At 71.9% G+C, this 16,623-nt stretch carries 19 protein-coding genes and 1 pseudogene; 10 read left to right on the top strand and 10 right to left on the bottom strand.

The window, feature by feature from the left end; all coding sequences use genetic code 11:
* Nucleotides 1–178: 178 nt before the first annotated feature.
* The 4 genes from GEV43_RS24785 (at nt 179) to GEV43_RS24800 (ending at nt 3,013) form a co-directional block, all read left to right on the top strand.
* The gene (locus GEV43_RS24785) at nt 179–667 is read left to right on the top strand and encodes a PPOX class F420-dependent oxidoreductase (RefSeq protein ID WP_160822747.1); all 489 of its coding nucleotides are present in this window, start codon (nt 179–181) and stop codon (nt 665–667) included.
* A gap of 133 nt (nt 668–800) precedes the next feature.
* Nucleotides 801–1,739: a trans-aconitate 2-methyltransferase gene (locus GEV43_RS24790; RefSeq protein ID WP_160822748.1), complete on the top strand. Its 939-nt coding sequence runs from the start codon at nt 801–803 to the stop codon at nt 1,737–1,739.
* Nucleotides 1,740–1,803: 64 nt separating this feature from the next.
* Nucleotides 1,804–2,406: a PadR family transcriptional regulator gene (locus GEV43_RS53970; RefSeq protein WP_160822749.1), complete on the top strand. Its 603-nt coding sequence runs from the start codon at nt 1,804–1,806 to the stop codon at nt 2,404–2,406.
* Nucleotides 2,393–3,013, top strand: coding sequence for a GyrI-like domain-containing protein (locus GEV43_RS24800; protein ID WP_160822750.1), 621 nt, complete (start codon nt 2,393–2,395; stop codon nt 3,011–3,013). The genes GEV43_RS53970 and GEV43_RS24800 overlap by 14 nt, the downstream gene beginning before the upstream one ends.
* Nucleotides 3,014–3,085: 72 nt before the next feature.
* On the opposite strand, the gene GEV43_RS24805 is transcribed toward GEV43_RS24800, so the two are convergent.
* Nucleotides 3,086–3,595, bottom strand: a complete 510-nt coding sequence (locus GEV43_RS24805) for a CHAP domain-containing protein (RefSeq protein ID WP_160822751.1) — start codon at nt 3,593–3,595, stop codon at nt 3,086–3,088.
* A 113-nt stretch (nt 3,596–3,708) separates the two neighbouring features.
* Nucleotides 3,709–4,899 carry an MFS transporter gene (locus GEV43_RS24810; protein ID WP_160822752.1) on the bottom strand — a complete coding sequence of 397 codons (1,191 nt, stop codon included), beginning with the start codon at nt 4,897–4,899 and terminating at the stop codon, nt 3,709–3,711.
* Between the two features lie 85 nt (nt 4,900–4,984).
* Between GEV43_RS24810 and GEV43_RS24815 the strand changes: the two genes are divergently transcribed.
* A complete protein-coding gene (locus GEV43_RS24815) occupies nt 4,985–5,383 on the top strand; it encodes a helix-turn-helix domain-containing protein (protein WP_160822753.1) in 399 nt (132 codons plus the stop codon).
* Between the two features lie 57 nt (nt 5,384–5,440).
* On the opposite strand, the gene GEV43_RS24820 is transcribed toward GEV43_RS24815, so the two are convergent.
* Complete coding sequence (locus GEV43_RS24820; protein WP_160822754.1) at nt 5,441–6,061, bottom strand: hypothetical protein; 621 nt, start codon at nt 6,059–6,061, stop codon at nt 5,441–5,443.
* 237 nt (nt 6,062–6,298) lie between these two features.
* On the opposite strand from GEV43_RS24820, the gene GEV43_RS24825 reads away from it, so the two are divergent.
* Nucleotides 6,299–7,702 carry a hypothetical protein gene (locus GEV43_RS24825; RefSeq protein ID WP_160822755.1) on the top strand — a complete coding sequence of 468 codons (1,404 nt, stop codon included), beginning with the start codon at nt 6,299–6,301 and terminating at the stop codon, nt 7,700–7,702.
* A 57-nt stretch (nt 7,703–7,759) separates the two neighbouring features.
* Here the strand turns inward: GEV43_RS24825 and GEV43_RS24830 are convergent, their stop codons facing one another.
* Nucleotides 7,760–8,734 carry a YafY family protein gene (locus GEV43_RS24830; RefSeq protein ID WP_160822756.1) on the bottom strand — a complete coding sequence of 325 codons (975 nt, stop codon included), beginning with the start codon at nt 8,732–8,734 and terminating at the stop codon, nt 7,760–7,762.
* A gap of 136 nt (nt 8,735–8,870) precedes the next feature.
* On the opposite strand from GEV43_RS24830, the gene GEV43_RS24835 reads away from it, so the two are divergent.
* On the top strand, nt 8,871–9,266 hold the full coding sequence (locus GEV43_RS24835) for a RidA family protein (RefSeq protein WP_160824760.1): 396 nt from the start codon (nt 8,871–8,873) through the stop codon (nt 9,264–9,266).
* Nucleotides 9,267–9,433: 167 nt separating this feature from the next.
* Here GEV43_RS24835 and GEV43_RS24840 read toward each other — a convergent pair whose 3' ends face one another.
* Nucleotides 9,434–10,918 carry an MFS transporter gene (locus tag GEV43_RS24840; RefSeq protein WP_309239826.1) on the bottom strand — a complete coding sequence of 495 codons (1,485 nt, stop codon included), beginning with the start codon at nt 10,916–10,918 and terminating at the stop codon, nt 9,434–9,436.
* Between the two features lie 75 nt (nt 10,919–10,993).
* Nucleotides 10,994–11,536 (bottom strand): DUF1707 domain-containing protein, encoded by a 543-nt coding sequence (locus tag GEV43_RS24845; RefSeq protein WP_160822757.1) that lies wholly within the window; start codon nt 11,534–11,536, stop codon nt 10,994–10,996.
* Between the two features lie 87 nt (nt 11,537–11,623).
* Between GEV43_RS24845 and GEV43_RS24850 the strand changes: the two genes are divergently transcribed.
* Nucleotides 11,624–12,310 carry a DNA alkylation repair protein gene (locus GEV43_RS24850; RefSeq protein WP_160822758.1) on the top strand — a complete coding sequence of 229 codons (687 nt, stop codon included), beginning with the start codon at nt 11,624–11,626 and terminating at the stop codon, nt 12,308–12,310.
* 38 nt (nt 12,311–12,348) lie between these two features.
* Here GEV43_RS24850 and GEV43_RS24855 read toward each other — a convergent pair whose 3' ends face one another.
* Together GEV43_RS24855 and GEV43_RS50965 are read right to left on the bottom strand one after the other, a co-directional pair.
* Nucleotides 12,349–12,888, bottom strand: coding sequence for a helix-turn-helix transcriptional regulator (locus tag GEV43_RS24855; RefSeq protein WP_375539055.1), 540 nt, complete (start codon nt 12,886–12,888; stop codon nt 12,349–12,351).
* A gap of 107 nt (nt 12,889–12,995) precedes the next feature.
* Nucleotides 12,996–13,289: pseudogene (locus tag GEV43_RS50965) on the bottom strand (cupin domain-containing protein); the annotation flags it as partial.
* A 75-nt stretch (nt 13,290–13,364) separates the two neighbouring features.
* Here GEV43_RS50965 and GEV43_RS24860 point away from each other — a divergent pair.
* Both GEV43_RS24860 and GEV43_RS24865 read left to right on the top strand, forming a co-directional pair.
* A complete protein-coding gene (locus GEV43_RS24860) occupies nt 13,365–14,204 on the top strand; it encodes an NAD(P)H-binding protein (RefSeq protein ID WP_160822759.1) in 840 nt (279 codons plus the stop codon).
* A gap of 213 nt (nt 14,205–14,417) precedes the next feature.
* A complete protein-coding gene (locus GEV43_RS24865; protein WP_160822760.1) occupies nt 14,418–14,951 on the top strand; it encodes a hypothetical protein in 534 nt (177 codons plus the stop codon).
* Nucleotides 14,952–15,014: 63 nt separating this feature from the next.
* Here GEV43_RS24865 and GEV43_RS24870 read toward each other — a convergent pair whose 3' ends face one another.
* Entirely contained in the window at nt 15,015–15,797 is a 783-nt protein-coding gene (locus GEV43_RS24870; protein WP_160822761.1) for a hypothetical protein, read from the bottom strand.
* A gap of 11 nt (nt 15,798–15,808) precedes the next feature.
* Complete coding sequence (locus GEV43_RS24875) at nt 15,809–16,393, bottom strand: papain-like cysteine protease family protein (RefSeq protein ID WP_160822762.1); 585 nt, start codon at nt 16,391–16,393, stop codon at nt 15,809–15,811.
* Nucleotides 16,394–16,623 lie beyond the last annotated feature (230 nt).

Genomic DNA, 16,623 nt, shown 5'->3' on the forward strand with positions numbered 1-16,623 from the left:
CGACGGCCTATGGCCCACGTCCCACCGACCAAAGTCGACATCTGGGCGTCCCCGCTCGCGACCACAATCGTCTACAACAAAACTATCTGCTAGTGTTCCTTTTGTCGGCCTCGCAAGGGGCTGGAACCCGCCGGACCGGTAGGTCTGAGCCGGGGCGACACGGAAGGGATCGAACGACATGACCGAGAACGCGATCAAGTACCGTCCGGGCCAGGGGCCCGGCCCCCGCGCCCTTGGCGAGGAGGAGGCGGGGCGCATCCTCAGCGACCGGCGGTTCGGGGTGCTGGCCACCTTGAAGCGCGACGGCCGGCCCCACATGGCCTCGATGGTCTTCGCCTGGGACCCCGATGAGCGGATCATCCGGATCCCGTCGGTCGCCGACCGCATCAAGGTGCGCCACCTGCTCAGAGATCCGCGCGCGACCTTCCAGGTGGAGGGCGAGACCGTCCTCTCCTATGCCATCGCCGAGGGCGAGGCGGAAGTCTCGGAAGCGACGGCGGAGCCCGGCGACGCGGTCGGCCGGGAGCTGCTGCGACTGTTCGGGATCACCGACCCGGCGGACGAGGCGGAGTTCTTCGAACGGATGGTGCGGGACCGGCGCGTGGTCATCAGGCTCCGGGTGTCGCGCGTGTACGGAACGGCCCTGGACGGCCCTGTGGCGGAATGACCGAGACGCGCCGCCCCCCGACGACCTCCCGCGTCGCACGGCGACTTGCGCGTTCGGCAGCGCAGAGGGGCATCCTTTTGCGTATACGGGAAGTCGCGGAGCCGTGAACGCATGGTCACTTTAGTGTGGCGGCATGACCGACAAGTCCCCGCACGCAGCGCACCCAGGCGCCCAGCACAGTGCCCACCAAGGCGCACACCACGCTGCCCACCAAGGCGCGCACCACGCTGCACACCACGGCGCGCACCACGGCCATCAGGACGGTGACGACGGCGCGGCCGAGATCCTCGACCTGGACGCCGAAGTCCTCGCCGGGCACATCGCCGCCATCACCGCCTGGCTGCCCGTCGAGACGGCCCCCGGCCGGATCGTCGACCTCGGCTGCGGAACGGGAGCCGGCACCTTCGCCCTGCTCGCCCGCTTCCCCGAGGCGCACGTCACCGCCGTCGACTCCTCGGCCGAGCATCTCCACCGCCTGCGAGAAAAAGCCGTCGCGCAGGGGGTGGAGAAGCGCGTCCGCACCGTTCAGGCCGACCTCGACGACGACTGGCCCGACCTCGGCGCGCCGGAGCTGGTGTGGGCCTCGGCCTCGATGCACCACATGGCCGACCCCGACCGCGCCCTGCGCAAGGTGCACGGCATCCTGGCGCCGGGCGGCCTGTTCGCCGTCGTGGAGCTGGCCGGGTTCCCCCGGTTCCTGCCCGGCGACGCCCCGCAGGACCGGCCCGGCCTCGAAGAACGCTGCCACGTGGCCAACGACCGCATCCACGCCGAAAAGGTGCCGCACCGCGGAGCCGACTGGGGGCCGATGCTGACCGCCGCCGGATTCACCGTGGAGGGCGAACGCACCGTCCCCGTGAACATCGAGGGTTCCCGCAGCGAGGCGGTCGGCCGCTACGCCCTGGCCACCCTGCAACGCGTCCGTACCAGCGTCGCCGACGTGCTCGCGGCCGAGGACCTCGCCGCGCTCGACCGTCTGCTCGACACCGGCGGCCCGTCCAGCATCCTGCGCCGCGACGATCTCGCGGTACGTACCGAACGTACAGTCTGGGCCGCACGCCGCGGCGCCTGACCACCGCCGCAGCAGGAGTCGGCGGGCGTCGCGCGCGCTTCTATTCTAGTACTAGAGTAAAAGAGTGGAAGCCGACCTGACGCCCGCCGAGCTGACCCTGCTCGGCCTGCTCGTGGAGAAGCCGAGGCACGGCTACGAGCTGGACGAGGTCATCAGCGCGCGCGGTATGCGCGAGTGGACAGAGATCGGCTTCAGCTCGATCTACTACCTGCTGGGCCGGCTCCGCGACCGCGGGCTGATCACCGAGATCGGCGCGCCTCGGGCCGTCCGGGGGAGGGCCGTCCGGGGGAAGGCGCGCCGGGTGTACGGGCCGACGGCCGAGGGGCGCCGGGCGTGCGCGCGGTCGGCGGAGGCGGCGGTGGCCGAGCTCCGGCCGGTGTTCTCGCCTCTGCTGGTCGGGCTGGCCAACCAGCCGCTCATCCCGCCCGAGCGCCTCCGGGCCGCGCTCGACCGCCGGGCCGCGGCGCTGGCGGAGAGGATCGCCGCCGTCGGCGCGGCCCGCGACGCCCAGCGTGACGCGCCCGGGTTCGTTCGCGCCGTCTTCGACCACGCGCTGGGCCAGCTCGCCGCCGAACAGCGGTGGCTGGCCGCCTACCGGGCGGCCGATCCCGGCGAGCACCCTCCCGACGACCCCGGACAGGAAGGCGGCGGCGATGACCCGCTATGACGTCAAACGCGAGCTCAAGCAGTGCTACGCGCCGCGGAACACCGACTGGGCGCTGGTCGACGTGCCGGCGCAGCGGTTCATCGCCGTCGACGGCAGCGGCGACCCCAACACCAGCGCCGACTACGCCCGCGCCGTCGAGGCGCTCTACAGCGTCGCCTACACGATCAAGTTCACCAGCAAGAACGCCCTCGGCCGGGACTTCGTCGTCGGACCGCTCGAAGGGCTGTGGTGGGCCGACCGCCCGGAGGTGTTCGTCACCCGGGACAAGGGCGCCTGGCACTGGCGGATGCTCCTCAACCAGCCCGACTGGATCACCGGCGACCTCGTCGAGGAGGCCAAACGGGCCGCGCTGGCGAAGAAGGGGCTTCCCGCGATCAACGAGGTCCGCCACGAGACCCTGGAGGAGGGCACCAGCGCCCAGGCCCTGCACATCGGGCCGTACGACGACGAAGGACCCGTTCTCGCCAGGCTCCACGACGAGTACCTCGCCGCGAACGGCCTGCGGATGTCCGGGCACCACCACGAGGTCTACCTCAGCGATCCCCGCCGGACCGACCCCGCGAAGCTCAGGACCATCCTGCGGCAACCCGTCCGGACGGCGAGCTGAAGCGTCTTCGGGAATGGCCGAAAATAAGGATCGGGCCTGGTCGGGGGGCTGGGCTCGACCAGGCCCTCCGGGTCAGAAGAAGTGGATGAAGTCGTCCACGGTGTTGGCGGCGATCGTGCGCTTGGTGTAGGCGAGGGGCTTGGACTTGTTGTACTCCTCGACCACGATCTTCGAGCCGTCGAGCTTGGCCACGTAGGCGACGTGGCCGTACGCGCCGGCGTTCCAGACGGCGATGTCGCCGACCTTGGGCTTGCCGTCCACCTTCATCCCCGCCTTCTTGGCGGCGTCGTCCCAGGTCTTGGCGTTCCCCCAGGACACGCCCTTGTAGGCGTTGGTGAACCTGACGCCGAGCCGCTTGTTGATCCGCCAGGCGGCGAACGACGTGCACTGGCCCGTCCAGAAGTACCAGGGGTCCTGCACGTTGGGACGGCTCTTGTAGGGGTAGTCGTCCTTGATCGTCCGGTCGCAGGGCTTGTCGCAGGCGGCGGACTTCACGGGTGCGGGCGCGGCGGCGGCGGACGCCGCGGGGGAGAGCAGGCCGCCGGCCGTGACGGCGGCGGCGGTGACGATGGCCCAGCGCATGCGGTCTCCTTCGAGGGGCGTTCGGACGCGGGTCCGAGCTGTCGGGCAATCAAGATCATTACATGCCGGACCCGCGGACCCCGCCCCAGGAGGCGCGCGGCGGCCCCCGCCCGTCACACCTTCTCCGCCTGCCTGAGCCGGGGAGGGACCGCGGGACCCGCCGAACGCCCGCTGAACGCCCAGGTGGCGAGGGCGCAGCCCGCGAACGCCGCGCCGAGGACGGTGGGGCCGACCCAGCCCGCGACGTCGAACAGGGCCGTGGTCGCCGCCGCTCCGAGCGCGGAGCCGAGCGAGTAGAAGACCATGTAGGCGCCGATGGCGCTGCTGGTGCGTTCGGGGTAGGCGTTGGCGAGGGTGTGCTGGTTGCTCACGTGCACGGCCTGAACGGCGAAGTCGAGCAGGACCACGCCGGCGACCAGCAGCGGCAGCGACCGCGGGAGCTGTCCGATCGCGGCCCAGGAGACGAGCAGGAGGACGAGCGCGATGCCGGTGACCCGGCGCGCGTGCCCGGCGTCGCCCCAGCGCCCGGACCGCGCCGCGCCGAGGGCTCCGGCGAGCCCGGCGATGCCGAAGAGCCCGATCCGCGCCTCGCTGAGGTGCCACGGCGCACCGGCCAGCGGCAGCGCCATCCCGCTCCACAGCGTGCCGAACGACGCGAACAGGAAGAACGCGATCAGCCCCCGGCTGAGGAACACCGGCCGTACGAACAGCCCGCCGAAGGACCGGAGCACCCGCCCGTACCCTGCCGTCCGGGGGCGGACGTCCGGCGGCAACAGCGCGAGCGTGAGCAACGCGAGGACGGCGGCGAGGAACGCCAGCGCCAGATAGACGCTCCGCCATCCCCACAGGTCCGCGAGCACTCCCGCGACGACGCGCGCGCCGAGGATGCCGACCACCACGCCCGAGGTCACGACGCCGAGGTTGCGTCCGCGCTCGGCGGGCGGGGAGATCGACGCCGTGTACGCGACGGCGGTCTGCACCACCACCGCGAACAGGCCCGCCGCGGCCAGCCCGGAGAACGCCGCCCAGGCGGCCGGAGCGGCCGCGGTGACCGCCGTTCCCGCGGCCACCAGGGCGAGGTGCGCGGCGATCAACCGCCTGCGGTCGAGCATGTCGCCCAACGGCACCAGCAGCACCAGCCCCGCCAGATAGCCGAACTGCCCGATCGCCACGAACCAGCCGAGCGAGCCGACCGGAACCCCCAGCTCCCGCCCCATCGGCCCCAGCACCGGCTGCCCGGCGTACACGCTCGCCACCGCGACCCCGCACACCACCGCCAGCAGCAGCCGCGTCCTCCAGTCCATCGAGACACCCCCCGTTTGGTTGCATTTTGCAACCAACCGGAGGGTAGGGCAGAATGGTTTCAATACGCAACTCATTGGAGGAGTGATGGCCCCGGCGTGGACGGACCCGAACTGCCCGGTGGCCCGCACGGTCGATCTGGTCGGCGACCGGTGGAGCCTGCTCATCCTCCGCGACGCGATGGACGGCGCCCGCTCGTTCACCGACTTCCAGCGGCGCACCGGCATCGCCCGCAACATTCTCACCGAACGGCTCCGCAAGCTCACCGCCCACGGCCTGCTCGCCCAGGTCGACGCCCCGTCCGGCAGGCGCAGGCTCTACGCGCTCACCGAGGCGGGCAAGGACCTCTTCCCCGTGATCGTCGCCCTGCGCCAGTGGGGCGAACGCCACGCCTTCGACCCGGACGAGCCCCACTCCGTCCTGGTCGACGCCACCGGCACCCGAGTCCCCGCCCTCATCCCCGCGTCCCCGACCGGAACCCCCTGACCAGCGACACAACCTCAGTCCGCCACCCCACCTGACCCGCAACCGCTTCCGTTCTTCTCAGTGCGGTGGGGGCTCTCGGTGCGTGGTCCGGTGACTCCAGTCGACGCGTTCGGAGGAGCCCAGTTCTCTTCCGTACTGGGCGATCTCTCGTAGTTTCGCGGCCAAGGCGGGCGCAGATGTCGCTGGTCGCGACCCTGTTTCCACAACGTCGGCCAAGATGCGGAGGTCTTCGGCCGGCAATCTGTGTCCGCTGACGGTCCGCAGCACGTATCGCACTTTGACGCCCGTCACCGCATCCCGGGCCTGGAGCACCGAAAAGGCTTCGTCGCCCTGGGCCGTAACGGTCGAGCCCAGCCGGACGCTCCGCGCAGTCGCCAGATCACATCGCCGTATCCGCTGGCCCGTTCGGACGGTCAGCACGGTCCCGTCCAGCCACGCCCGCTGCGGTGTTCTGTCGCGCCACCGCAGCCATGCGTAGGCGAACAACCCGATCCAGAGCAGCCAGCCGAGGATCACCTCCCACTGCCGGCCGATCGTTCCGCCCACGACAGCCGCGAACAGTCCGACGAGGAAGAGCGTGAACCCGACATCGTTCCACGCGTGCGCGAAAGCCGACCCGGCTGACGGGCGGGCTTCCAGGCCACCGCTCCCCAGTTCACGCCGGGTCCCAGGAGACACGCCCCCATTATGGCTGGCCCATTCCGGTTGGGGCCCTGGCCTGCGGGCAGTTCTCGGCCGCCCAGGGGACGGCATTGACTTTCGTGATCGAAGGTGAGAGGGAAGGATAATTTCGGGTGGGTGGGGATTGCGGGGGGCGGGGGGTGTAGGGCAGCTTGGAAACGATCTTGTCCGCAGATCGTTTCTCGCGGCGGTCCCGTTCCCTCGCGAGGCGGATCGTCACGCGAGGAGCCCTCCATGGCATGGCCCCTGCGGTCGGTCGTTCGGTGCTGTCTGGCGACGTTGCTCGTCGCCGGCGGCCTGAACGCCGTGTCCGCCCCGGCTCACGCCGAGCCGAACCTCGGCAACTACTACATGCGCACCGCCAACAACGGCACTGAGATGCGGCAACGCATCGAGGAGCTGGACAAGGAGCTCCCCAAGCTCGGCGTTCAGAACATCCTCGCCGAAGCGCCCCACACGGGTAGGACCGCGAACGGCGTGTGCAATTCCAACGCCGTCAACGAGACTCCCGACCCGCCGGTCAAGTTCAGCTTCTGCTGGGAGGGCGACGACGCGGGCGGCAGCAAGCCGACCTACGAGTGGACCCCGCAGGGAATCACCACGGTGGCCGACGCCGTGGAGGACAAGGCGTGGGGAACGGAGAAGCCGCTCATCACCACCTGGTACAACTGCGAGCGCCGGATCGGAGTCGACCAGCCCGCGGAATGCCCCAAGGACAACAAGAAGGGCGTCCGGATCTCGATCATCGACCCGAGCACCGGGAAGTACGCGCACGTGCTGCTGGTGTACCCGTTCAAGAACGACTCGGGCAACGCCACCTACATGAGCCTGCGCACCAAGCAGAACGCCGAGGGCGGTTCGCTGCACGCGGGCGGCATCGTCTGGTACGGCAATTACCTGTACGTCGCCGACACCGCGCGGGGCCTGCGCGTTTTCGACCTGCGGAACATCTTCGACCTGAAGGCCGCGGGCGACAAGGGCAACACCACGGACAAGGGCAAGATCGGCCGTCAGGACGGCGTGTTCTACGGCCACGGCTACCGTTTCGTCCTGCCGGAGAGCGAGGCGTACACCAACACCGTCCCGCGGCCGGCCGAGGGCGACCGGTGCGAGGGGACGGGCTCGCCCACGACCTCCTACGTCTCCCTCGACCGCACCGCCGACCGCGACGGCGGCACGAGGTACCTGCTCACCGGTGAGTACTGCGCCGGCCGGGAGGCCCCGAAGGACCGCGGCGGCCGCGTCGCCGCATGGCCGCTGAACCGCGACGACGGCATGCCCGACATGAACGCCAGGTGCGTGGCCGACCCCGCGGGAGGCGCGACGATCCCGTGCTGGCACGCCACCGCCGCGTACGCCATGCCGCCCGGAGTCGGCAACATCCAGGGCGCGACCCGCTACGCGGGTTCCTGGTACCTGGCCCAGAGCAACGGCGACCGGGGCACCAGCGCCCTGATCAAGGCGTCGCAGCCGGGCGGCGCGACCGGCTACCTCACCAAGGTCGGCGATTCGCATCCGGCCGCCGTCGGCGTCGAGGACCTGTCGCACTGGCCCGGCTCGGACGCCAACCGTTCCGGCCTGTGGACGCTGACCGAACACCCCGGCAAACGCATGGTCTACCTGACCGCCAAGCCCTGATAGGAAACGGGCCGCCTTCCCACCGAAGGCGGCCCGTTCTCTTCTCGCCGCCGGGGCTCAGATCGTCTCGTTGTAACGGGTGGCGAGCGCGGTTGCGCGATTGTGCAGGGAGGTGCGCAGCCATTGTGGGGCGAGGGCTTCGGCTTGGGTGGAGAGCTGCCACAGGGCCCATTCGGCGTGACGCGAATCCTGGAAGGACGCTTCTAGTCGTAGCCAGCCGTCGGCGTCGGTTCGTTCGGTGTGGACGGCCAGTGCGGTGTTCACCAGCTCTTCTCGCCGTTTGGGATTGAGCCGTATGAGAACGGTGACCTGGTCGCCGCCGGTTCGGAAGCGGGTACTGCGTTCCTGCCAGGCCCGGTCGAGGTCGATCCGGTCGGGCCGTTCGGCGGGTTCGTCGAGTTTCTGGGCGGCGTGGATGCGGGAGAGGCGGTAGGTGCGGTCGGCGCCGGAACGGGTGGCCAGGAGGTAGCCCTGGTCGCGTACGGTGACCAGGCCGATGGGGTCGACGGTGCGCCATTGCGGGGCCTGGTCCAGGGCCGCGTAGTGGATGCGGAGTTTGCGGCCCGCGAACACCGCGCGCCGGATCTCGGCCATGGTGGCGTCGGGGATCTCGTCGGTGGTGGTGCGGCGTGCGAGCAGGTCGGTGTCGGGGTCGATGAGCAGCCGTTCGGCTACGCCGGCGGCGGTGTGCCGGTGGGACTCGGGGAGCGCGTCGATCACTTTGAGCATGGCCGAGGCGAGGGCCGAGCCGAGGCCGAACGCTTGTGCGCCGCGTCGCGAACCGGCGATCAGCAGGGCCAGGGCCTCGTCGTGGTTGAGTCCGGTGAGTTCGGTCTGGAAGCCGGGCAGCAGCGCGAACCCGCCGTGGCGGCCGCGTTGGGCGTAGACCGGGACGCCGGCGGCGGACAGCGCCTCGATGTCGCGCAGCACGGTGCGGGTGGAGACCTCCAGCTCGCGGGCCAGCGTGGCCGCCGACAGCCGACCGCGCTGGCGCAGCAGCAGCACCAGTGAGACCAGCCGATCCGCGCGCATCCGAGAACTCTACGAAATACACGACACAGGATGTCGTGATTCGTTGGGAGGCTTTCATCACGGCGTCCGGAGACGGCGGCCACCGGGCCGGCGGGCGTACGCGATGTCCAACGAACCGAACGGAGCAGGCGTGGCAGTGGAGCGTGTGGCGGTCAACCCGTGGGCGTGGTCGGCGGAGATGGGCTACAACCAGGGCGAGGTCGTGTCGGGGAACACCCGGACTCTGTTCTGCGCCGGGCAGACCGCGATGAGCGGCGACGGCAAGCCCGAGCATGAGGGTGACATGGCGGCGCAGGTGGCGTTGAGCCTGGACAACCTGGAGGCCGTTCTCGGGGAGGCCGGCATGTCGCTGGCCGATCTGGTGCGGCTGAACGTCTACACCACCGACGTCGATCTGCTGTTCCAGCACTATGGCGTCCTGGCGTCGCGGTTGGGCGCGGCGGGGGCGGCGCCGCCGACCACGATGCTCGGAGTGACGCGGCTGGCGATTCCCTCGTTGATGGTGGAGCTGGAGGGCACCGCCGTCGCGTGAACGGCCTTGCCGCTTGCCCGCCGCCCGTGCCGGTCCGACCGGCACGGGCAGCGGCGCGGGAAGCGCGGCGTGCGCCTCGGCGGCCAGGAGGTGGTGGACCGCTCCGACGTGGTGATCATCGCCGTACGGCGCCAGGATCGCCACGAAGCTGCACGCGGCCTCGGCCGTCAGTTCCGGGAGAGGCGGAGCATGACGCAGACGGCGACCGCGCACAGGGCGGTGATCACCGCGACGCCGCCGAGCGCGACCTGCCACGCGTCGGTGAACGCCGCGCGCTCGGTGGGGCCGATCTCGCCCGCGGTGATCCGGGCCGCCGCCCGCGCCGAGCCGGTGCTCGCCCGCAGCAGGCTGACCAGCACCGCGCCGAACAGGGCGATGACCAGCGCCTCAGCGGTGCCGCGCACGGTGTTGAGGAACCCGGCCGCCATCCCGGCGCGGTCCCGTTCGACCAGGCCCATCGCCTGCCCGTCGGTGATGCCGAACGACAGGCCCATGCCGACGCCGATGAGCAGCAGCGGGCCTAGCAGCGCGACCGCGCCGATCCCGGGATGCAGCACCATGAGCCAGGCGTTGCCCGCCGCGACCATGGCCAGGGCGCCCGTCATCAGCGCCCGTCCGGAGACGCCCTTGGCGGCCAGCTGCCCGCCCAGCGGCGGGACCACCAGCACCGGGGCCGTCAGCATCAGCATGAGCAGGCCCGCCTCGCCCGTCGAGGCGCCGTTCACCCCTTGCAGGTAGGTGGGCAGGAACACCAGCACCCCGAGAAAGCCAACCGAGGTCGCCAGGGTGCCGAGGCACCACCCCATGAACGGAACGTTGCGCACCAGCGTCAGGTCCAGCACCGGCCGGTCGCCGCGGCGTTCCACCGCGCCGAACACCGCCAGCAGGACCGCGCCCGCGACCAGTGCCGCGAGCACCGGCACGGAACCCCAGCCGTGCTCGGGGCCCTGCATGATGCCGAACATCAGCGCCGCCAGGCCCGCGATGAAGGTGAGGGCCCCGGCGCGGTCCACGCGGGGCCGCTCGTCGGCGCGCGACTCGGGCGCGAAGAGGCTGCCCGCCAGCACGACCAGACCGGCGACCACGTACGCGCCGAACGTGCCGCGCCAGCCGAACGCGCCGACCGCCCAGCCCGACAGGCTCGGCCCGATCGCGATCCCGACGCCCGCCATCGTGCCCATCCCGGCGAACGCGCGGGTGCGGGCCGCGCCGTCGAAGGTCGCGGCGAGGATCGCGCCGCCCGCCGCCATCATCCCGGCCGCCCCGACGCCCGCCAGGAGCCGCGCCGCGTCCAGCAGCCAGATGCCGTTCGCCACCGCGCTGAGCAGCGCCGCCGCGGTGAACAGCGACGCGCCGAGGACGAAGACCCGGCGGCGGCCGAACAGGTCGGCGAGCGACCCGCAGACCAGGGTGAACGCGGCGAAGGTCAGGTTGTAGCCCGCCACGACCCACTGGAGGGGCGCGCCGGAGGCGCCCAGTTCGGCGCCGATGCGCGGGACCGCCACGGCGGTGCCCGCGATCGACATGGCCAGGGCCAGCACGCCCAGCAGCACGGTGGCCGCGGTGACCGGCGGGCTGACCCTTCCGACGGGTCGCGCGCCGATGCCGATGGTGCTCACAAGGTCCTCCCGGGACTCGAACGTGATCACCACCCTGCAACCTCGACTTAAGTCGAGGTCAATCGCTCCCGCCGGCCGTCCCGTGGCGGCGGCGTGCGGGGCCGGGGGTCAGCGCCGGGCGTGGCGGATCTTCAGCCGTCCCATCCCCATGGTCCCGGAGACGCGGATCTTCGGCCCGCCCGGACGGGAGGGCCGGCGGGGCCGGTAGAGCGCGTCCTTCCACCCGGTGTGCAGGCCCTCGACGTCCACGACGGCGTCGCGGGGCACCGTGATCTTGGCGCGGCCGGTGCCCAGGCGCAGCTCGATGTCGACCACCGGATGCTCGATGACCGCCCGGGACAGATTCAGGTTCACCCTCCCGAGCGCGGACTCGACCTTGAGGATCCGAGGGACCCGCCATGCGCCGCGCCGCCGGATCCGTCCGCTCATGGCGGCGATCGTGGACTCGGTGGCCGGCTTCTCTCCGGGAAGGGAGGCCAGAGCCGACACCAGCTCGCCGTGCGTCGCGGCGGTGAGCGCCCGATGGAGGCGTTCGTCCATCTCCTCGTGGGAGATGTGCCCTTGGGTGTACGCCTCCTGGAGGCGCCGCACGGCCGTGTCGCGGTCGTCTTCGGCGACCGGCGCCAGCGGATCTTCTGGCCGGGGAGTCACCGGTTCACTCTAGGGCCTGTCCGGCCGAGGACCGCTGCGGGGATCTTCCGTCGTAGGCTGAGGTTTACGCCATGGCAGGAGGCTGAGGTGGCCGAGACGACGCCCGCCGAGGACCCGGTGGCCGAGGTGCTGGCCGAGCTGGCCGGGCTGGAGGACCCGAAGATCCGCGAGGTGAACGAGAGGCACGGTGACGATCACGGTGTGAATCTCGGCAGGCTGCGGGCCCTCGCGAAACGGCTGAAGACGCAGCAGGAGCTCGCGCGCGGGCTCTGGCGGACCGGCGACACCGCGGCGAGGCTGCTGGCGCTGCTGGTCTGCCGTCCGAAGGCGTTCGAGCGCGACGAGCTGGACGCCATGCTGCGCGAGGCGCGCACGCCCAAGGTGCACGACTGGCTCGTGAACTACGTGGTGAAGAAGAACCCGCACCGCGAGGAACTGCGGCTGGCCTGGTTCGCCGATCCGGACCCGGTGGTCGCGAGCGCCGGGTGGGCGCTGACCGCCGAACGCGTGGCGAAGAAGCCCGAGGGCCTCGACCTCTCGGCGCTGCTCGACGTCATCGAGGCGGAGATGAAGGACGCTCCGGAACGCCTGCAATGGGCGATGAACACCTGCCTGGCCCAGATCGGGATCGAGCACGCCGGGCACCGCGCCCGCGCCGTCGGCATCGGCGAGCGCCTGGAGGTGCTCAAGGACTACCCGACCTCCCCGGGCTGCACGTCCCCGTTCGCGCCCGTCTGGATCAACGAGATGGTGCGCAGGCGGGACGGCGCGTAGGAAGGGCCGCGCCCCACGGCCCGGGGCGTCGCGGCGCGCTACCGGCGGGAGCCGATCAGGTCGCTGGGCGGTACGCCGCGGACCCGTTTGAAGGCGTTGCTGAAGGCGAACCCGTCGGCGTACCCGACCCTCCTGGCCACGGCGGCGACGGTGCTGCCGGGCTCGCGGAGGAGGTCGGAGGCGATCGTCATCCGCCACTCCGTGAGGTAGACCAGCGGCGGCTGCCCGACCAGCGAGGCGAAGCGCCGCGCGAACACCGCCCGCGACATCCCCGCCTCCTCGCCCAGGGACGCGACCGTCCACGGGTGGTCCGGCCGCGCGTGCATCAGGCGCAGCGCCCGCGCGATCCGCGGGTCGGCCGGGGCCCGGTAGCCGGGCGGGGCCTCGACGTCCGGCCGCCCGAACCACGCCCGCAGGGCCCGGACCAGCAGCAGGTCCAGGAGCCGGTCGAGGACGACCTGCTGGCCCGGCTCCTCGCGGCCGACCTCGACGGCCAGCAGGTCCAGCAGCGGCGCGAACTCCGGCTCCGGCGGGATGACCGCCACCTCCGGCAGCGCCCTGAGCAGGCGCCCGGACACGTCGCTGCGCAGCGGGTACTCGGCGGTGACGAACAGGTCGGAGCCGTCGGGGCCGAACCCGTACGTGCGCGGCCCAGCAGCAGGTCGTCCCCCCTCGCCACCGGGCCGTCGCCGGTCGTCCAGCAGTCGTCCGCGCTCTGGACCACCACCTGCGCCTCGGTGTCCGGGCGGTCGGCCACGGTGAACGGCCGCAGGCCGCGCACCAGCACGATGCCCCGCTCCCGGACCCGGACGGGAGCCGTGCCCGCGCGGACGATCCAGCACTCGCCGCGCAGCGTCGCGCCGAGCGCCAGCGGGGCCGGATCGGCGAACCGCACGGCCCACGGCGGCTCGGCGACCGACTGGCAGAAGACCGCGCCGTGCGCCCGGACGTCCGCGAGATAGTCCTCCAGCAGATCCACCTTGAGACGATCTCACATGCGAACGAGATAGACGGCCATGGATCGTCTCCCGCGACCCCTGATGTGCTGGCTCCCATGCCCACTTCACCCGTTCTCGTGCTCGGCGCCCGCGGCAAGACCGGCCGCCGCGTCGCCGCCCGCCTCGACCAGCTCGGCCATCCCTTCCGCGGGGCCTCTCGTTCCGGCGGGACGCGGTTCGACTTCGCCGACCGCGACACCTGGAAACCGGCGCTGTCCGGCGCGGGCGCGGTCTACCTCGTTCCGATGACCGAGTCCGTTCCGGCCGCCGCCGTGGAGGAGTTCCTCGCCGTCGCCGCGGGGAGCGGCGTCCGCCGGGTCGTGCTGCTGTCGGCGCGCCCGGCCGCCGACGCGGGCGGCGCGGCCGACCGGCATCAGGAGCCGGTCGAGCTCGCCGTGCGCGCGACAGAGCTGGACTGGACGATCCTGCGGCCGTCCTGGTTCGCGCAGAACTTCAGCGAGTTCATGTTCCTGGAGCCGCTGCTCGCAGGTGAACTGGCGCTGCCGACCGGCGAGGGCCGCGAGGCGTTCGTCGACGCCGACGACATCGCCGACGTCGCGGTCGCCGCGCTCACCGGCGACGGCCACGCGGGCGAGGTCTACGAGCTGTCCGGGCCCGAAGCGCTGTCGTTCCGCACCGCTGTCGGCATGATCGCCGAGGCGGCGGGACGGCGCATCCGCTACACGCCGCTGGAGCCCGCCGAGTTCACCGCCGGGCTGACGGCTCAGGGAATGCCCCCTGAAGGTGCCGACCTGGTGACCGAACTCCTGGTCAACATCCGCGACGGCGCCGGCGAGCACATCAGCGACGGTGTACGGCGAGCGCTCGGACGCGACCCGAGGTCGTTCGCCGACTACGTCAAGGCGACCGCGGCGGCGGGAGTCTGGAACGGCTGACCCCGGAGCCGCCGGGCGCGAGAAAGATCGAAGACCGCGTGAACTTCCCCGCGCCTCCGAGACATCCAGACGCCCGTACCGGCCCGTGGGTTCGGGACGTAACGGGTCGTATTGATCACGTCCCGGCGCGCCAACCCGGCCGGGCCGCGCCCGCATCTCACCCCGTACAGCGCGATCAAGAGGACCGCGCACCGAGGACGGGAGCGACGAGCCATGCGGAAGATCGTGATCACCGGGGTGACGGCGGCGCTGGCGCTCGGCCTGACGGCCTGCGGCGGCGACGGCGACGGCAAGACCGCGGCCGCGCCGCAGCCCGCGAACACCGCGTCCGCGCCGAGCGAGAACGCCACGGCGAGCGCCCCCAGCGCGCCGGGCGCCCCGTCCGCTCCCGGTGCCCCGTCCGCTTCGTCCTCCCCGTCCACCCCGAGGGGCGCGGACGGCACGGGCGCGCCGGCGGCGCGGCACACCCCGCTCGGGCACCCGGGCGGCGGCGGGCAGATCAGGTCGACGTGGGGACGGCTGCGGTACCTGGCGCCGGGCAAGTTCACCGTCGGCAACGTCGTCTTCTTCACCGCGAACGACACCGTCCTGTACGTCGCCGGGAGCACGTGCCCGGACGGCAGCACCCCGCCCGGCGCCAGCAAGTGCTCCATCTCCGGGTTCGAGGAGTGGGTGAAGGCCGCGCCGCACAACGCCACCGTGCGCTTCTCCGGCCAGGCCGCCACCCTCATCCGGGAGACCCAGTAGCGACGACCGGCGGGCGCGCCCCCCAGGAGGTGGAGGGCCCGGTGCGGGCCCTCCACCTGGGAGCTACCGCCGGACGACCCGGCGGACGGCCAGGCCGCCGCCGGCGGCGAGGGCCAGGCCGCCGAGGAGGAGCAGGCCCTGGGTCCCGCCGCTGTCGCCGGCCTTGCCGGTGACGGGGCCGGCCTTGCCGGCCTCGCCGTTCTGGGCGGGGCCGTAACCGCCCGCCATGCCCTTCCGGTCGTAGGAGGAGCCGGGCATCCGGCCCGCGTAGCGCTGGTGCACCGCCCGCCGGTAGGTCTCCAGGGAGACCGACGGCGCGCCGGTCACCTGGCGGGCCTCAAGGTTGAGAGGCCGTACCCGCCCCTCGCGCAGGGCGTACCAGGCGTTGAGCTGCGGTTCGCGGAAGACCGTGCCGCCGCTGCGGGCGTAGGTCTCCTCGTCCGCGCCGGAGGCGATGTTGGCCAGCCGCCAGGCGCCGCCCCGGCGGACGGTCCACACCGACGCGCGCTGGCCGTCGGCCGAGACCGCCTGGGTGGCCGTGAACGCGAGCCGGGCGATCGTGCTGGACCGGCCGGTGACGAAGGCGGGGTTCAGGTCGTACACGGGAACGGCCTGTCCGCTCAGCCGCGGCGCCATCTGCTGCGCCGCCTTGGCGCTGACCGCCGCGGAGCCGCCGTGGCTGGCGAAGAAGCGGGCGATGGTCGGGGACGCCGTCACGGCGGTCTGCCGGGCGGCGGCCAGGTCGGACGCCGAGGGCGGGGTGGGGGCCGGCGAGGCGGCGCCCGCGGGCGTCGCCGCCGCGAACACGATCGCGCCGCCGAGCGCGAGACCTGCGAAGAGCTTCATCTCACGCCTCCTCATGCGCCGATGTAGTCGAGCGAGTGGGTCCAGAAGAACGAGTTGTTGCTGACGTAGTAGTCGTACGAGGCCCAGTTGTAGCGGTTGCTCGACGGCCACGGGTCGCCCCAATAGACCATGTTCGAGCTCTGGTCGTAGCCGTAGAGGACCTGCATGTGCCCGCCCCCGCCGGTCCACTGGATGCGGGCGAGCACCGGCCGGCGCGCGTCCACCTCGCGGACGATCGCGGAGTAGTAGAGATGGGCGTAGACGTAGTTTCCGGGATTGATCCCGATCTGCCGGAACGCCGTCTGGTCGTTCGCGAGCGTGGCCTGGTTGTTCGGGCAGGACGCGTTCATGGAACGGCTGAAGGCGAGATTGCAGAACTGGTTCTGGCTGTAGCTCTTGCCCATGTAGGCGGCCACGGTGTTGCCGGACGCGGCCCAGCACCAGTTCGATTTCTGCTGGGCCTGCATCGTGATGTTGAGCCTGGTGGCGGCCGCGGTGGAGGTACCGGGCTGAGCTGCGAAGGAAGTGCCGGGCATTGCCGCGGCGGCGAGGGCCAGCGTGCATACGGCGGCACGCCAGGCGGAACGTACTTGCATGGAAATGCCCTCCTGCGGGGCTCGGCGGAAGGGAGGTTCGGGGCGCCCACGGACGTCCCCGCCGGGGGACGTCGAAAGAATGGTCGGTCCGCCGCCGACGCGGAACAAGCCCCTCCGGCCCCCTGGTATTTCAGTTATGAACGCCGCAATAAACGAGAAAAACAACCGGCCTCGAAGCGGTGACCGCGGCGCCAACGCGTGTGAAAATCCAGGTGCCGGCGAGTGGCCGC

The organism is Actinomadura sp. J1-007 (assembly GCF_009793335.1).
Classification (GTDB): Bacteria; Actinomycetota; Actinomycetes; order Streptosporangiales; family Streptosporangiaceae; genus Spirillospora; species Spirillospora yumaensis.